At 69.9% G+C, this 15,813-nt stretch carries 13 protein-coding genes; 8 read left to right on the top strand and 5 right to left on the bottom strand.

Annotation, left to right across the window (positions count from 1 at the left end; genetic code table 11):
- Nucleotides 1-47: 47 nt before the first annotated feature.
- Nucleotides 48-926 carry an RNA polymerase sigma factor SigF gene (locus OHB49_RS06450; protein WP_329158630.1) on the bottom strand — a complete coding sequence of 293 codons (879 nt, stop codon included), beginning with the start codon at nt 924-926 and terminating at the stop codon, nt 48-50.
- A 180-nt stretch (nt 927-1,106) separates the two neighbouring features.
- On the opposite strand from OHB49_RS06450, the gene OHB49_RS06445 reads away from it, so the two are divergent.
- The 3 genes from OHB49_RS06445 (at nt 1,107) to OHB49_RS06435 (ending at nt 5,648) form a co-directional block, all read left to right on the top strand.
- On the top strand, nt 1,107-2,591 hold the full coding sequence (locus OHB49_RS06445; protein WP_329158628.1) for an SDR family NAD(P)-dependent oxidoreductase: 1,485 nt from the start codon (nt 1,107-1,109) through the stop codon (nt 2,589-2,591).
- Between the two features lie 279 nt (nt 2,592-2,870).
- A complete protein-coding gene (locus OHB49_RS06440; RefSeq protein ID WP_313940411.1) occupies nt 2,871-3,044 on the top strand; it encodes a hypothetical protein in 174 nt (57 codons plus the stop codon).
- Between the two features lie 243 nt (nt 3,045-3,287).
- The gene (locus OHB49_RS06435; RefSeq protein WP_329158624.1) at nt 3,288-5,648 is read left to right on the top strand and encodes an alpha-L-fucosidase; all 2,361 of its coding nucleotides are present in this window, start codon (nt 3,288-3,290) and stop codon (nt 5,646-5,648) included.
- On the opposite strand, the gene OHB49_RS06430 is transcribed toward OHB49_RS06435, so the two are convergent.
- The 4 genes from OHB49_RS06430 to OHB49_RS06415 all read right to left on the bottom strand — a co-directional run bounded on the left by OHB49_RS06430 (nt 5,626) and on the right by OHB49_RS06415 (nt 9,258).
- Nucleotides 5,626-7,062, bottom strand: coding sequence for a lipase maturation factor family protein (locus tag OHB49_RS06430; protein WP_030973687.1), 1,437 nt, complete (start codon nt 7,060-7,062; stop codon nt 5,626-5,628). The genes OHB49_RS06435 and OHB49_RS06430 overlap by 23 nt on opposite strands.
- 38 nt (nt 7,063-7,100) lie before the next feature.
- The gene (locus OHB49_RS06425; RefSeq protein WP_030973689.1) at nt 7,101-7,610 is read right to left on the bottom strand and encodes a DUF1990 family protein; all 510 of its coding nucleotides are present in this window, start codon (nt 7,608-7,610) and stop codon (nt 7,101-7,103) included.
- Nucleotides 7,607-8,602: a YndJ family protein gene (locus OHB49_RS06420; protein WP_329158621.1), complete on the bottom strand. Its 996-nt coding sequence runs from the start codon at nt 8,600-8,602 to the stop codon at nt 7,607-7,609. The genes OHB49_RS06425 and OHB49_RS06420 overlap by 4 nt, the downstream gene beginning before the upstream one ends.
- 152 nt (nt 8,603-8,754) lie before the next feature.
- Nucleotides 8,755-9,258, bottom strand: a complete 504-nt coding sequence (locus OHB49_RS06415) for a cyclic nucleotide-binding domain-containing protein (protein WP_329158619.1) — start codon at nt 9,256-9,258, stop codon at nt 8,755-8,757.
- Nucleotides 9,259-9,560: 302 nt separating this feature from the next.
- On the opposite strand from OHB49_RS06415, the gene OHB49_RS06410 reads away from it, so the two are divergent.
- The 5 genes from OHB49_RS06410 to OHB49_RS06390 all read left to right on the top strand — a co-directional run bounded on the left by OHB49_RS06410 (nt 9,561) and on the right by OHB49_RS06390 (nt 15,812).
- Nucleotides 9,561-10,613: a chitinase gene (locus OHB49_RS06410; RefSeq protein WP_329158618.1), complete on the top strand. Its 1,053-nt coding sequence runs from the start codon at nt 9,561-9,563 to the stop codon at nt 10,611-10,613.
- Nucleotides 10,614-10,721: 108 nt separating this feature from the next.
- Nucleotides 10,722-12,788, top strand: a complete 2,067-nt coding sequence (locus OHB49_RS06405) for a SpoIIE family protein phosphatase (protein ID WP_329158617.1) — start codon at nt 10,722-10,724, stop codon at nt 12,786-12,788.
- A gap of 166 nt (nt 12,789-12,954) precedes the next feature.
- On the top strand, nt 12,955-14,379 hold the full coding sequence (locus tag OHB49_RS06400; RefSeq protein WP_329158615.1) for a wax ester/triacylglycerol synthase family O-acyltransferase: 1,425 nt from the start codon (nt 12,955-12,957) through the stop codon (nt 14,377-14,379).
- 120 nt (nt 14,380-14,499) lie between these two features.
- Nucleotides 14,500-15,498 (top strand): aldo/keto reductase, encoded by a 999-nt coding sequence (locus OHB49_RS06395; RefSeq protein WP_329158613.1) that lies wholly within the window; start codon nt 14,500-14,502, stop codon nt 15,496-15,498.
- A 2-nt stretch (nt 15,499-15,500) separates the two neighbouring features.
- A complete protein-coding gene (locus OHB49_RS06390; RefSeq protein WP_030973703.1) occupies nt 15,501-15,812 on the top strand; it encodes an L-rhamnose mutarotase in 312 nt (103 codons plus the stop codon).
- Nucleotide 15,813: the final 1 nt, after the last annotated feature.

Genomic DNA, 15,813 nt, shown 5'->3' with positions numbered 1-15,813 from the left:
TACCCCCGGCGAACGGTCTCACTCCAGGCAAAAGTGGACGACGCAGTTCAGCTGACGACGCACATGCCGGTACGCAGCCGCTTCACGATCCGGGAGAGCAGCCGGGACACATGCATCTGGGAGACCCCCAGCTCCGCCCCGATCTCCGACTGCGTCATCTCGGCACCGAAGCGCATCTGTACAATCTTGCGTTCGCGGTCGTCGAGCCCGGCGAGGAGCGGCGCCAGCGCATGCAGATTCTCGACGCTCTCCATGGCCGGATCGGGTGCGCCCAGCACATCGGCGAAGGTACGCCGGTCCTTGCCGTCGTCGCTGTCGACCGCATGGGTGTCCAGGGACCCTGCCGCGTAACCGTTGGCGGCGACCAGACCCTCGATGATCTCGTCCTCGGACAGCTCCAGATGCGCGGCGAGCTCCGTGACCGTGGGGTCCCGGTCCAGCTCCAGTGCGAGCCGTTCCTTGGCCTTCGCAAGATCGACACGGAGCTCCTGCAGCCGCCGCGGCACATGGACGGCCCACGTCGTGTCACGGAAGAACCGCTTGATCTCGCCGACGATGTACGGCACGGCGAAGGTGGCGAACTCGACCTCCCGGGACAGGTCGAACCGGTCGATCGCCTTGATCAGACCGATCGTGCCGACCTGGACGATGTCCTCGGCGTCGTCTCCGGCCCGGTTGCGGAAGCGGGACGCGGCGAAGTGCACCAGTGAGATGTTCATCTCGATCAGGGTGTTGCGGGCGTACGCGTACGCGTGCGTCCCCTCCTCCAGATCCTGGAGGCGGTCGAAGAACAGCTTCGAGAGTGCGCGAGCATCACTCGGTGCGACGCTGCCGGCGTCCCCGACCAGTGGCAGCCCACTGGTCTGCTCGATCCGTTGTGCCGGTACGCCCATCACTTCGGTCGTCCGTGCGGACCTGGCTGCCATGACGTCGTCCTCCCCTACGGCGGAATGCTGTCAACGCGCTCCTGCCCGGCCTCGGCGAAGTCATGCCCCCTTTTCGCGCGCCGCTTCACGCGAACGGAGCAGCGCCCGTCGCATGGCAAACTTGATCGGGGCGCTCTGCCCGCGATCAGTGACCCCATGACCAGTGACAGAGGAACGGCAATGACGGTGACAGAGGACAGCCAGGAGCTCGCTCCCGGTATCGAGGAGTTCGGTCCCGGTATCGACCCGGAGCGGCTGGCCGTCTGCCTGAGCGTGCTCGACGAACTCGACTCCATCGAGGTCGACCACCCGGACGCCATCGCCGTGCGCCGCGCCACCGCCGGTGTCTACCGGACGGTGAAGCAGCGCCGCCGCCAGGAGCGCCGGGCCGCCAAGACCGCGCACGACAAGGCCGTCACCGAAGCCACAGCCACCGGGTCGGCCGAACGCATCGACGACGAGACCCAGGGCGTCCTGCCGTCCTCCTCGGCCGGTGCCGAGATCGCCGGGATACTTCAGCGGCCCCGGTCCTGCTACATCTGCAAGACCCGGTACATCGAGGTCGACGCGTTCTACCACCAGCTCTGCCCGCAGTGCGCCAAGGAGAACCGGTCCCGCCGCGACGCCCGCACCGACCTCACCGGGCGCCGGGCGCTCCTCACCGGCGGCCGCGCCAAGATCGGCATGTACATCGCGCTGCGGCTGCTGCGCGACGGCGCGCACACCACGATCACCACACGCTTCCCCAACGACGCGATCCGCCGCTTCAAGGCGATGCCGGACAGCGCCGAGTGGATCCACCGGCTGAAGATCGTCGGTATCGATCTGCGCGACCCCGCCCAGGTCGTCGCGCTCGCCGACTCGGTCGCCGCCGAGGGGCCGCTGGACATCCTGATCAACAACGCCGCCCAGACGGTGCGCCGCTCCCCGCAGGCGTACAGCGAGCTGGTGAGTGCCGAATCCGCCCCGCTGCCCGCGGGCGAGCTGCCCGCCGCCGAGGTCATCGGCACCTTCGGCAGCGGTTCGGTCGACCGCGTCGCGGCCCTGCCCGCCGCCCGCAAGGAGGGCCTGACCGCTCAGGACGTCACCGAGCTCGCCCTGGTCACCGGCTCCGCGTCGCTGGAACGTATCGCCGCCGGCACCGCGATCGACGCGGGCGGTCTCGTGCCTGACCTGCATCACACCAACAGTTGGATCCAGACGGTCGAAGAGGTCGAACCGATCGAACTGCTCGAGGTCCAGCTCTGCAACTCCACCGCGCCGTTCATCCTGATCAGCCGGCTGCGCCCGGCGATGGCCGCGACGGCCGCCAAGCGGGCCTATGTGGTCAACGTCTCGGCGATGGAGGGCGTGTTCAGCCGGGGCTACAAGGGCGCGGGCCACCCGCACACCAACATGGCCAAGGCCGCGCTGAACATGCTCACCCGCACCAGCGCCCAGGAGATGTTCGAGAAGGACGGCATCCTGATGACCGCCGTGGACACCGGCTGGATCACCGACGAGCGTCCGCACCCCGACAAGATCCGCCTGGCCGAGGAGGGCTTCCACGCCCCGCTGGACCTGGTCGACGGCGCCGCCCGGGTCTACGACCCGATCGTACGAGGTGAAGAGGGCGAAGATCTGTTCGGTTGCTTCCTCAAGGACTACGCGCCCGCAGGCTGGTAGATCACCCGGATGTCCGAAAGTGACCCACCGCACGCATTCCATCGAGCGCGGACGCGCTCATTTGGTTAGTCTGATGTGCACGGACGCCACCAAGGGATCCACGAAACCTCCTCGGCCGTCCTGGGACAGGTCTGTAACCAGGCCGCCGTCCCCGATCCACACCCGGCGCCACCGCGACCGAACTGTTCCTGCCCCTGCCCCTCATGGGCAGTCGATTTCCGGTTACTGAGGCCGGAGGCTCGGCGCCGCCCGGGGTGACGTGACACTAAGGAGTGCGCGGTGACACCAGAACTGACGAAGCACGAGAAGCGACCGGCGGAGCGAAACGGCAAGCAGGCCAAGCGGCCCGAAAAGCTCCGGAACATCGAGGTCTGGGCCAGGTCCGCACCGATCCGGCTGGCCGGCTACGAGGACGACCTCGCCGAGCCGCACATCCTGCCGGGCATCGACTGATCCTCCGGCCCGACCCGCGCGGCCCGATTACTCGCCCCGGTCCGTCAGCTCGGAAGCCCCGGCCCTCCGCCATCACGGAGAGCCGGGGCTTCGGCATGTGATCCGGCGACTCGGCAGCACCGGTCGGGCCGACCGGCCCGACGGCAGATACATCCAGTCATCCGATGGTTGCGGGGATGGAGTTTCGTTCTGTCTGGAAAATATCATTGACAGGTCCACGCCACGCTCCAATCATCGGACGTCATGACCGAACTTCCCAGACGCCATGTACTCGGAATGACGGCAGGGGCGGCAGTCGGCGCCGCCCTGCTCACCCCCGCCACCGCCGATGCGGCCCCGCGAACCGGAGCCGCACTCCCCGGGCCGGACGCCCACCGCAGCGACTGGGGCACCGTCCCCGCCGCCGTCCCCGTGCCCCTGGACAGCTGGTTCGACAATGACGGCATCGATACCGCCGAGGCCCGTGGCGGCGACTTCGACGGCTCCGGCTACACGTTCCCCGGTGAGGAGCTCCCCGCAGGAGAAAGAGAGATCGACGGCACCACGTTCCTCTTCCCCGCCTCCGGCGCCGGTGCCAAGAACAACATCGTCGCCCTCGGCCAGCGCATCGACCTGCCGCCCGGCCGCTACCTCTCCGGGCTCTTCCTCACCGCATGCAGTTACGGCGCCGCCTCCGGCCAGGCCACCGTCCACTACGCGGACGGCACCACATCGACCCCCGCCCTCGGCGGCCCCGACTGGTATTCCGGCAGCGGCGCGCTCACCGCCCCGTACCGCTACCGCCCCGACGGCGACAAGGACGCGCACCAGGTCTCGATCGCCGTCACCGAGATCGCGCTCGACCCGACCAGGGAAGCGGTCGCGCTGACGCTGCCCACCACCCGGCCCGCCGAGGCCAACAGCTCATCACTGCACATCTTCGCGCTGTCGCTCCAGCCGGCCGCCGAGGGGCGGGCACTGTCCCTGCGGGACGCGCACTCCACCACCTCGCTGCTGGACTCCGGCGCGCAGAGCGTCGAGGCCACCGTCGTCAACGCGGGCACCGTCGCCGTCCTCGCCGCCGACGGCCTCAGCCTCTCCGTGGACGTCCCCGGAGCCCGTACCGTCGAACCCGCCCGCATCACCCGGCTCGCCCCCGGCGACCAGGCCCGCGTCCGGATCGGCATCCGCAGCAGGCCGGGCACCGCACCCGGCACCGCTCAGGACGGCAACGTTGTCGCGCGCGGCCGCGGACAGCAGGCGGCCACCGTCCGCCGCTCGCTCACCCTCGGCGTCCCGGACTACCGGCCCACCGACGCCTCCCTCTCCACCCACCAGGCGCCGTACTGGTTCCAGGAGGCGAAGTTCGGCATCTTCATCCACTGGGGGGTCTACTCGGTGCCCGCCTGGGCGCCGGTGGGCACGCAGTACGCCGAGTGGTACTGGAACCAGATGCAGGACCCCAACAACCCGACGTACGCCCACCACCGCGACACGTACGGCGAGTCCTTCGACTACGACGACTTCATCCCGCAGTTCCGCGCCGAGCGGTTCGACCCCCGGTCCTGGGTGGAGCTGTTCCGGGACGCGGGCGCGCAGTACCACGTCCTCACCTCCAAGCATCACGAGGGCTTCGCGCTCTGGGACACCAAGCTCTCCGACCGCAACGCGGTGAAGATGGGGCCGGGGCGCGACCTGGTCAAGGAGCTCTTCGACGCTTCGCGCCGCTACACCCCGGAACTGCACCGAGGGCTGTACTTCTCGATGCCCGAGTGGTTCAACCCCGACCACCCTTGGATGGGCCACGCCCCGCGCAACCCGTACACCCTGGAGCCCGTCCCGTACACCGGATACACGGCGGGCAAGGACTACGTCACCGAGTTCCAGGGCCCGCAGATGCTGGAGCTGGTCCACGGGTACGACCCCGAGATCCTCTGGTGCGACATAGGCGGCGACAACGACAGCCACCGGGTGCTGTCCGAGTATTTCAACCACGCCAAGAACCGGGCCAGGCCCATCGATGTCACCGTCAACAACCGCTCCGGGATCGGGACATACGACTTCACGACGCCCGAATACACGACGTACGACCAGATCGTCACGGCGAAATGGGAATCCAGCCGGGGCCTCGACCCGTTCTCGTACGGCTACAACGCCCAGACACCCGACGAGAAGTACATGACGACCGAGGAGGTCGTGCACTCGCTCGTCGACATCGTCTCCAAGAACGGCAATTTCCTGCTCGACATCGGACCGAAGGCCGACGGCACGATCCCCGAGATCATGCAGCGTCGGCTGCGTGAGACGGGGGAGTGGCTCAAGATCAACGGCGAAGCCATCCACGGGACCACGTACTGGTCACGGATGCCGCAGCTCGGCGAGGACCTGCGGTTCACCGTCCGGCCGGACAAGGCCTTCTACATCCACTCGCTGGCACAGCCCGGCGCCACCCTCACCGTCGAGGCCCCGGTGCCGATCCGCAGCGGCGACCGGGTCACCCTGCTCGGCTACGACCGGCCGCTCCACTGGCGCACCACGGGCGGCTCGCTGGTGATCGACGTACCGGCGGGTGCCCGGAGGACCGGCAAGCACGCCTGGGTCTTCAAGGTCGCCTGGTCGGGCTGAGGAACGAGGGACCGAGCGACACAGGCCGGATGAAGTCCCGCACATAGGTGCGGTGCCACCAGCGTCCGGTGGCCCGCAGTTCGCGCCAGGTCGTGTACCGGTAGTGGTACACGCTGGCGCGAATGTGTGCGGGCGGGACGTCGGGGAACGGGTTGTGGCGCAGCAGCCGCAGCGTGTCCCGGTCGTTCTCCAGCAGCCGCTCCACGAACGGGCCGAACCAGGACTGTGCGTAGGCGGGGGACAGCGCCGCGAACCACATCAGCCAGTCGAGCCGCAGATGGTACGGGGCGAACTGGCGCGGCAGCCGGCGCGGATCGCCCGGTTTTCCGTGGAAGCCGTACTCCTGCCAGGCCGTGCCCGGGTGGAGCAGCTGTTCGTCGGTGCCCTCGACCACGATCTCCAGGCGGACCCGGCTGATGCTGCCGAACGCACCGTACGTATTGACGAGATGAAGCGGGTCGAAGGAGCGGTTCATCACCTGGCGGCGGGAGACCAGGTTGCGCGCCGGACGGTAGCTGAGCACCACGACCAGCGCGGTGACGGCGATGACCACCACCTCGTACCAGAGCGGTGGGGCGGACTGTGCGGGCGGTGTGGCCACCAAGGACCAGTCGACCGCGGACAGGGCGAGGGTGATGGTCACCCAGTTCAGCCAGGCGAAGTTCCCGGACAGCACCAGCCACAGCTGGGTGGCGATCATCAGCCCGGCGGCGGCACTCGACACCGGCTGCGGGGCGAACAGCAGCACCGGGACCAGGAGCTGGGTGACATGGTTGGCCGCCACCTCGACCCGGTGGAGCGGTTTCGGCAGCCGGTGGAAGAACCAGCTCAGCGGGCCCGGCATCGGCTGGGTCTCATGGTGGAAGTCCAGACAGGTCAGCCTGCGCCAGCACTCGTCGCCGCGGATCTTGATCAGTCCGGCGCCGAACTCGACCCGGAACAGCACCCAACGGAGCAGCCACAGCACCAGGACCGGCGGAGCCGTACCGGCGTTGCCGAGAAAGACGGCGAGGAAGCCGGTCTCCAGGAGCAGCGACTCCCATCCGAAGCTGTACCAGACCTGACCGACCTGGACGATCGACAGATACAGCGCCCAGGGCAGCAGCCACAGCAGCATCGCCGCCCACAGCGGAACGTACGAGTCCACCCCCGCGAGCAGCGCGACCGCGACGGCGCAGCCCGTCCAGCAGACGGCGGCGAAGAAGCGGTCGGAGTAGTGGAGGCGGAAGAGACCCGGGGCCTCCCGCCAGTCCGTACGCCGCAGGAACTCCGGCACCGGGAGCATGCCGCGCTCGCCGATCAGCGCCCGGAACTGGAGCGCGGCGGCGAGAAAGGCGACCAGATAGATGCCGGCGAGAGCCCGCTGGAAGATCAGCCGGCTGAGCCAGTAGCCATCTGCGGTGAACCACTCCATCACGTCCAGTATCGGCGCTGCGGAGCGACTGAGCCGGTTCAGCTCGCCGATACGATCCGGCGCAGTGCGGTGCCGAGCCGACGCGCGTACATTCGCTGGGCCATCGGCACGAGCGGCCCGGCGAGCCGGGTGTACCAACCGACCGGACGGGAGAACGCCAGCACGGTGAACCACACCGTGCCGTCGTCCGCCAGGTCCACCACGAAGCACTCCTCACCGCACTCGGGGTGGTGCGGACGTGTGCCGTAGGCGAAGCCGATGCGCTCCTTCTCGTACGCGGTCCAGACCACCTCGCACGGTGCGGTGAACCGGAACGGGCCGACCCCGATCGATACCCGCACGCTGGTCCCGGCCTCGGCACGGGCCGTCGACGCCTGAACCCGGGCGCCGGAGGTGCGATGCATGCGCCAGGCGGTGACGGCGGCGCCCGCCGCCTCGAAGTCGGCGCGGCCGCGGCCCACCGCGACCCGGTGGTGGAGGTGGTGGTACCCGTCGGGGAGCGGGCCGAGCCGGGTGGCGCCGACCTCGGGATAGGTGAGGGTGCTCATGACGTCCTGCCTTTGAGGTCGGTGAGGTCGGTCAGGTCGGTGAGGTCGGTGAGGGCGGGGCCGGTGAGGAGCGGGTCCGTGCGGACCGAGGTGGTGAGGGCCGGGGCGGCAGGGGGCCGCTCGGTACGAGGACGGTCGGGTTGGGTCTGCTCGGGTGGGGCCTGTTCGGGACGGTCCTGGAGCCGTCGCCAGGCGAGCACCGAGCAGAGCGCGAAGCCCAGTGCGTTACCGAGACCGTGGGTCGCGGCCATCCAGGTCAGCGTCGGGTGGGGCAGCCCGGTCGCCTCGCCGAGCGCCCAGCTCAGCGCGAGCACCATGGTGGCCACGAGCACGGCGGACGAGACGGCGAACAGCATGCGGGTGGTCCGGTCCCGGCCGCTGCCGCGGATCGTGCGCCAGGTCAGCAGGGCGACGGTCCACATCCCGGCCGTCAGCACGACTGCCCCGGCCAACTCGGCCCAGTCGCCGATGAAGTATCCGATGAGCACGAGCAGGGTGCCCGAGGGCACGCTCGACGCGGCGAAGGTTCCGGCCGGGCCGTCAGCGACCCGGCAGACGAGTCCGGCGATCAGTGCGGCGGCGAACCCGGCGAAGTGGAAGTGCGGCACGGTCAGCGCGAGGATTCCGAGCCCGAAGCCGAAGAGGGCATGCCCGGAGCGTTCGGCGACCAACGCGGTGGCGGCGACCGACGGGGTGACCAGGGCGGTGAACAGTGCGATCTCGGCGGTGCGGTGAGCGGCGGAAGCCCGGACCGTGCGGAGCAGACGGAGCGGCGCATGCAGGGCGAGGAGTACGGCCCCGAGCGCGTAACAGCCGGCGAGCACCGTGGCGGGTCCGCCGCGCGGCAGCCAGAGGGCTACGGCACCGGGGACGGCGAAGAGCGGCCAGAGCCGGCGGATCCGGTCGAGCTCGGGTGCCCCGGTCAGCCGCAGCCCGGCCGGGACGACGACCAGCATGCCCAGCATCACGATCAGGTCGACCAGTACGGACACGTCACATCCCCCGTCTTGAACGCGTTCAAGTAGTTGCCCGTGTTGACTCTAGAGCTTTTATTGAACGTGTTCAAGAAGGAGTGCCGGGGATGTGCGGCCGCTTCAACAGGAGATGATGGAACGGCGGGTGGCGTGCGACCGTGCGCGGCGCGTCAGATGTCCGCGAGGTCCTGGCCGATGTCCGTTTCATGGGCCGCACCCGCCCGGTTGCCGGACTGCGGACCGTACAGGGCGAGCAGTCGGGTCCGGGTCCCGCGCAGCCGTGCCGCCACGGTCTCCGCGACGTACCTGTACAACGCGCGGCCCAACTCGGCGTCTTCGTCGCACAGTGCGCAGACGGCCGCGGCATCGAACTCCACGGCTTCCACCGGGTAGATCGCGGCGGCGCCGAGATGCCAAATGCGCGGCGGGAAGAGCCAGGACCAGCCCAGTAGTTCGTCGCGGCCCAGCGTTTCGATCACCGCGGCACGACGGCCGGGCACGTGGAGGTCGAGTTCGACCTGTCCGGACCGGATGATCCAAAAGCGGTCGGCCTTTCGTCCCTCTTCGAAGATCCGGGTGCCGACGGGCAATGACACCACGCGGGCCGCCTGGTCGAGCAGTCGCGCGCGCCCTTCGGGCGGGAGCGCGTCCAGCAGATTCTTGGCCGTTGACATTCCGTCCTCCGTCCGCCACGGATTCCGGGGTGCTGTGCACGCGGACTGCAGCCGCACCGGCGCACCACCTCTAATGAACGATATGCGCTCTTCCGCGCCGCCGCTCGGGCGCGGCACGGGCCGTGCCGCGCCCTGCTCGTGGAGTCTCCCGCGCCGAGTGGCCCATCCGGTGGCCTCGCCTGTCGTCGGTCCGGGCCCATTGACGGAAGGTCTGGACCAATTTAGCGTGTGCATTGACAGGTGCATGATGACAGTTTCTCGACGGTGCGGTGGGCGGCCGGCCATGACAGAAGGGAACCCGCATGTTCGGTCGGACATCGCGTCTGCTCGGGGTCGGCCTGGCGGCCGTGTGTCTCGTGCAGACGCTCGTCGCCGCGACCCCGAGCGCGGCGCAGGACGAGACCTGCGCGGTGAAGTCGAAGCCCGCGGGCAAGGTGCTCCAGGGCTACTGGGAGAACTGGGACGGCGCGGCCAACGGTGTACACCCGCCGCTCGGGTGGATCCCGATCACCGACTCCCGCATCACCGCCCACGGGTACAACGTGATCAACGCGGCCTTCCCGGTCATCCGTTCCGACGGCACCGTCCTGTGGGAGGACGGGATGGACTCGACCGTGAAGGTCCCGACCCCTGCCGAGATGTGCCAGGCCAAGGCGTCGGGTCTGACCACCCTGCTGTCCATCGGCGGTGCCACGGCCGGGATCGACCTCAGCTCCAGCGCCGTCGCCGACCGCTTCGTCGACACCGTGGTGCCGATCCTGCAGACGTACAACTTCGACGGCATCGACATCGACATCGAGACCGGCCTCACCGGCAGCGGCAACATCAATCAGCTGTCCACGTCGCAGGCCAATCTCATCCGCATCATCGACGGTGTACTCGCCCGGATGCCCGCCGACTTCGGCCTGACGATGGCGCCCGAGACGGCGTACGTCACCGGGGGCAGCGTGGCGTACGGCTCCATCTGGGGCGCGTACCTGCCGATCGTGAAGAAGTACGCGGACAACGGCCGCCTCTGGTGGCTGAACATGCAGTACTACAACGGCAGCATGTACGGCTGCTCCGGCGACTCGTACTCCGCCGGAACCGTCCAGGGGTTCACCGTGCAGACCGACTGTCTGAACAACGGCCTGACCATCCAGGGCACCACGATCAAGGTTCCGTACGACAAACAGGTCCCGGGCCTGCCGGCGCAGCCCGGCGCCGGGGGCGGCTACATGACGCCGAACCTGGTCTCACAGGCCTGGAACACCTACGGCGGTGGGCTGAAGGGGCTGATGGACTGGTCGCTCAACTGGGACGGATCGAAGGGGTGGACGTTCGGGGACAACGTCAAGGCGTTCCAAGGTCGCTGAAATCGGTGGCACAGCGGTGCAGCGGAGGGGGCCCGGCGACCGGGCCCCCTGGCGTCCGGCGGCCGGGATCATTCGAAGAATCGGACAATTGATGGCAGAGTGACCGGCATGGATGATCGGGTTGCGGGTGCCCTGTCACTCCCGGACGACTGGCCCGCCCACCCGGATCTCAGCCTCGCCCTGAACCGTATGGGCAGCTTCGACTGGGACCTCGACAGTGGCCTCATGCATATGGACCGGCCCGCGCTCGACGTGTTCGACCTGCGCGTCGACGAATACGACGGCCGGCCGGAGAGCCTCGGACCTCGGATACCGACCGACGAGGCCGCACGGCTCGATGCCATGGTGTCTCAGGCCCTCAAGTGCGGCCAGGCCAACTACGGGGCGTACTTCCGCGTACTCCGGCGCGACGGCACGCTGCGCTGGGCCCACACCCAGGGCTTCATCCGTCGCGGTGGGGCCGGCCGCCCCCACCGCATCATCGGCATCGTCCGGGACGCCACCCAGGAGCTGGCAGACTCCACCGCCCGCCGGGAGCTGGACGAGGAGCGGCGCCGCCGCACCAGCCTGGTCGAGACCACCACGGCCGCCCTGGCCCATGCCCGTACCGTCCACGACGTCATCGAGGTCCTGAAGAACTCGCAGGGTCTCGCCCACCTCGGTGCGACCAGTCTCGTCGTGGGCCTGCTCGAAGCCGGGCGCATCCATCTCGTCGCGGACGGCCCAGCGGGGTCCTTCGTGCCGGGCACCCGTTTCACCCGTACGGACGAGCCGTACCCGATGAGCGAAGTGATCCGTACCCTCAGGCCTCGTTTCATCGTGTCCGCCGAGGACTTCGCCACCTCGTACCCGATCCTGTGGCCGCGCATCAGCGGTCTCGGCATCACCTCCGCCGCCTATCTGCCGCTGATCGCCCAGGCCCGGCCCATCGGTGCAATCGGACTCCTCTACAGCGACAAGGACGGCTTCGAGGGGGACGAACGCAATCTGCTGGTCGCGCTCGGCAGCTCCATCGCCCAGAGCCTCCAGCGGGCCATGCTGTACGAGCAGGAGCACGACCTCGCCGAGGGGCTCCAGCAGGCCATGCTGCCCCGCCGGATCCCCGAGGTGCCGGGCGCGCAGATCGCCGTGCGGTACCGCTCGGCCCGGCAGGGGCAGGACATCGGGGGCGACTGGTACGACGTCATTCCGCTGCCCGGCGGCCGCGTCGGCGCCGTCATCGGGGACGTACAGGGCCACGACACGCACGCGGCGGCCGTCATGGGACAGCTGCGCATCGTGCTCCGCGCGTACGCGGCGGAGGGGCACAGCCCGGCCACGGTCATGGCGCGGGCCTCCGCGTTCCTCCATGAACTCGACACCGACCGCTTCGCGACCTGCACGTACGCCGAGGTCGACCTGACCACCGGAGTCATACAGCTGGTCCGGGCCGGTCATATCGATCCGCTGGTCCGGGACACCGACGGAAGCTGTCGCAGGATGCCCGTCGAGGGCGGGCTGCCGCTGGGCCTTTCGGCCGAGTTCGGACGGCTCGAGTACCCGGTCAGCACGATGGAGCTGGACCCGGGGCAGACGCTGGTGCTGTACACCGACGGCTTGGTGGAGCTGCCCGGAGCCGATCTCGACGAGGGGATGCAGCGGCTGGCCGCCATGATCCGCAACGGTCCGCAGGACCTCGAGCGGCTGGCCGACCAGCTCTGCGAGGAGGTCGACGAGTGCTGCGGTGAGGACGACGTGGCGGTGCTGCTGCTGCGCCGCAAGGCCGCGCACGCGCCCCGGCCGGGTGGCCGGCTCCAGCAGAATGTGGCCCAGAACGACCCGGAGGCGCTGACCTCGGCCCGGCACATGATCCGGGCCGCGGTACGGGCCTGGGGTGCGAAGGACCGGGCGGACGAGGTCGAGCTGGCCGCCGACGAGCTGATCACCAATGCGCTGACGCACACCGACGGCGGGGCGAGCGTCACCATTCGGGTGCTCACCGGGCCCAGTCGGCGGCTGCGGGTCGATGTCGAGGACCGGTCGAGCGCACTGCCGCGACGCCGGGACGCGGGTGAGACCGGGGTGTCCGGACGGGGCCTGATGCTGGTGGACAGGCTGGCCGACGCGTGGGGCGTGGAGTCCCGCGGCACCGGCAAGTGCGTCTGGTGTGAATTCATCATTCCGGAGCGCGAATGACGGGTCGGGCGGAGGGGCTGGGCCGGTGGAGGGAGCGGGCGACACTACCGGACAGTAACAGAACGTAACATGTCTGTACTTGACCGTAACCGATCGAGGGGGATTGACTGCGACTGCGGCAGTCGTTGACTCCGGCAATCTTTGTCTTCGATGACATGAGGACCCGTTGGGCACTGAGCTACTGGCACCTCTCGATCTGGCGTTCTGGCATCTCGAATCCGATGCGCACCCGATGCACCTCGGCGCGCTCGCCGTCTTCTCGCCGCCCCCCGCCCCCGCGCCCGGTGTCGACGCGGAGGCGGTCCTCCAGCTGCTCGGCACCCGCGCGGCCGCGATCCCCAGGCTGCGGATGCGGGTGCGGGACGTTCTGCTGCCGGTGGGCGGTGCCGCCTGGTCCGTAGACAAGGACTTCGACGTGTACCGGCACGTCAAGCGAGTGCGGCTGCCCCAGGGCGAGGTGGATCAGGCGGGCGGCGGGTTCATGGCGGGGGCCACCCGGCTCGCCGGCGAGCTGATGGAGCAGCCCCTCGAACGCGGGCTGCCGCCCTGGCAGATGTACGTCGTCAGCGGCGCCGACGACGGCCCCTTCGCCGTGCTCGTGAAGCTGCATCACGCGCTCGCCGACGGAATGCGCGCGGTCGCCATCGGTGCCGGGATCTTCGACGAGATCGCCTCGGTCGGGGCCCGCGCCCGCGGCGGAGCGAGCACCCGCCGGGCGCGCCCGGTCCCGCCCCGCTCCTGGATGCCCGGGCCGCGCCAGGTGGCCGGCTTCGCGCTGGGCCGGATCGAGGATCTCGGCCGGGCGTTCGGTGTCGGTGCTTCCGTCGTACGGGCCAGCCGCCTCGATCTGCGCGGCGCCCCCGCACTCACCGCGACCTCCAGCGGCACCCGGCAGCTGGCCACCACCGACCTGGACGCAGAGGCCGTCGGCCGGATCCGCCGGATCGTCGGCGGCACCACCAATGACGTCCTGCTCGGCGTCGTCGCCGGGGCACTCCGCCGCTGGATGCTGGAGCGCGGCGACCAACTGCCCGACGCCGACCCACGCGCCCTCGTCCCCGTCTCCCGGCGCAGGCCCGGTGCCGCCGGCGCCACCGGGAACCGGCTGTCCGCCTATCTGCTGGGCCTCCCCGTCTCCGAGGCCGACCCGTGGAACCGGCTGCGCGCCGTCCGTACGGCCATGGACCGCAACAAGGCCGCCGGACCGCTGCGGGGCGCGGGTGCGGTCGCCGTACTCGCCGATCAACTGCCTTCGCTGGCGCACCGCTTCGGCGCCCCGCTGGCGGGCAGCGCGGCCCGGATGCTCTTCGACGTGCTGGTCACCAGTGTGCCGCTGCCGCGCTCGGCGCTCTCGCTCGGCGGTTGCCCGCTGCAGGCCGTCTATCCGATGGCGCCGCTGGCCCGCGGCCAGTCCCTGGCCGTCGCCCTGTCCACGTACAGCGGCCGGGTGCACATCGGCCTGGTTGCCGACGGCAAGGCGGTCCCGGACCTGGAGCGGCTGGCCCGCTGCGCCGAGGACGAGCTGCGCGAGCTGCTCGCCCTGATGCCCGCGGACCAGGGCGCCCGCCTGCCGGAAGGCGTCCGCCTATAGGTCGGACAAATTTCCTCGTACAAGTCGTATGTGATGGCGTTCAAGTAGTTGACGCGCCCAAGTGATCCGATGAATATTCGTTGTGCAGAAACAGCGATCATCGGGGAGGGCGGCAACGGCATGCGGCGAAACAGGCTGGGAAGCAGTGCGGTCGAGGTCACCGAGCTGTCCTTCGGGGCGGCCGGCATCGGCAATCTCTTCCACGAGGTCGATGCCGCGCAGGCCGCCGCCGCCGTGGACGCCGCCTGGGACGAGGGCGTCCGCTACTTCGACACGGCACCGCACTACGGGCTCGGCCTCTCCGAACGCAGGCTCGGCGAGGCCCTGCGCCACCGGCCCCGCGACGCGTACGTGGTGTCCACCAAGGTCGGGCGGGTGCTCGACCCCCTGCCGGCCGGCGAGCCGGCCCCGGACGACGGTCTCTCCGAAGGCTTCGCCGTAACGGCCACCCACCGACGGCGATGGGACTTCAGCGCCGACGGCGTACGCCGCAGCATCGAGGACAGTCTCGACCGGCTCGGCCTCGACCGGATCGACGTCGCCTATCTGCACGACCCGGACGACCATGCGGAGGAAGCCTTCCGCACGGCCTACCCGGCCCTGGAGAAGCTGCGCGCCGAAGGTGTTGTCGGCGCCATCGGCGCGGGCATGAACCAGACCGCGATGCTCACCCGCTTCCTGCGCGACACCGACGTCGACACCGTGCTCTGCGCCGGTCGCTACACCCTCCTCGACCAGTCCGCGCTGGCCGAGCTGCTGCCCGAAGCAGCCGCCCGCGGCCGCGCCGTCGTCATCGGCGGGGTCTTCAACTCCGGGCTGCTCGCCGACCCGCGGCCAGGCTCGACCTACGACTACGCCGCCGCCCCGATGACCCTGCTCGACCGGGCCCTGCGCATCAAGGCCGTCACCGAGGCGCACGGCGTACCGCTGCGCGCCGCCGCGCTGCGCTACCCGCTCGCTCACCCGGCTGTCGCCTCGGTGCTCGTCGGCACCCGCTCGCCGGACGAGATGCACGACGCCGCCGACCTGCTCTCCCGCGAGATCCCGGACGCCGTCTGGGACGACCTGCGCGCCGAGGGCCTGCTCACCGAGGACCCGCACGACGAGGACGGACGCTGATCATGAGGATCGCCCTGCACACCAAGGTCCGTGCCGACCGCATCGAGGAGTACGAGGCAGCGCACCGCGAAGTCCCCGCGGAACTGACCACCGCGATCCGCGCGGCGGGCGCCACCTCGTGGACGATCTGGCGCAGCGGCACCGACCTCTTCCACGTCATCGACTGCGCGGACTACGCCCGGCTCCTCGCGGAGCTGGAGCAGCTCCCCGTCAACGTCGCCTGGCAGGCCCGGATGGACGAGCTCCTCGATGTCGCGCACGACTACTCGTCGGACGGCGCCGCTGCCGGTCTCCCCGTTGCCTGGGAGCTGTGAC

Origin of the sequence: Streptomyces sp. NBC_01717, assembly GCF_036248255.1 — a bacterium.
GTDB lineage: Bacteria > Actinomycetota > Actinomycetes > Streptomycetales > Streptomycetaceae > Streptomyces.
The sequence above is the reverse complement of the archived record's forward strand: the minus strand, read 5'-3'. Positions and strand labels throughout refer to the sequence as shown.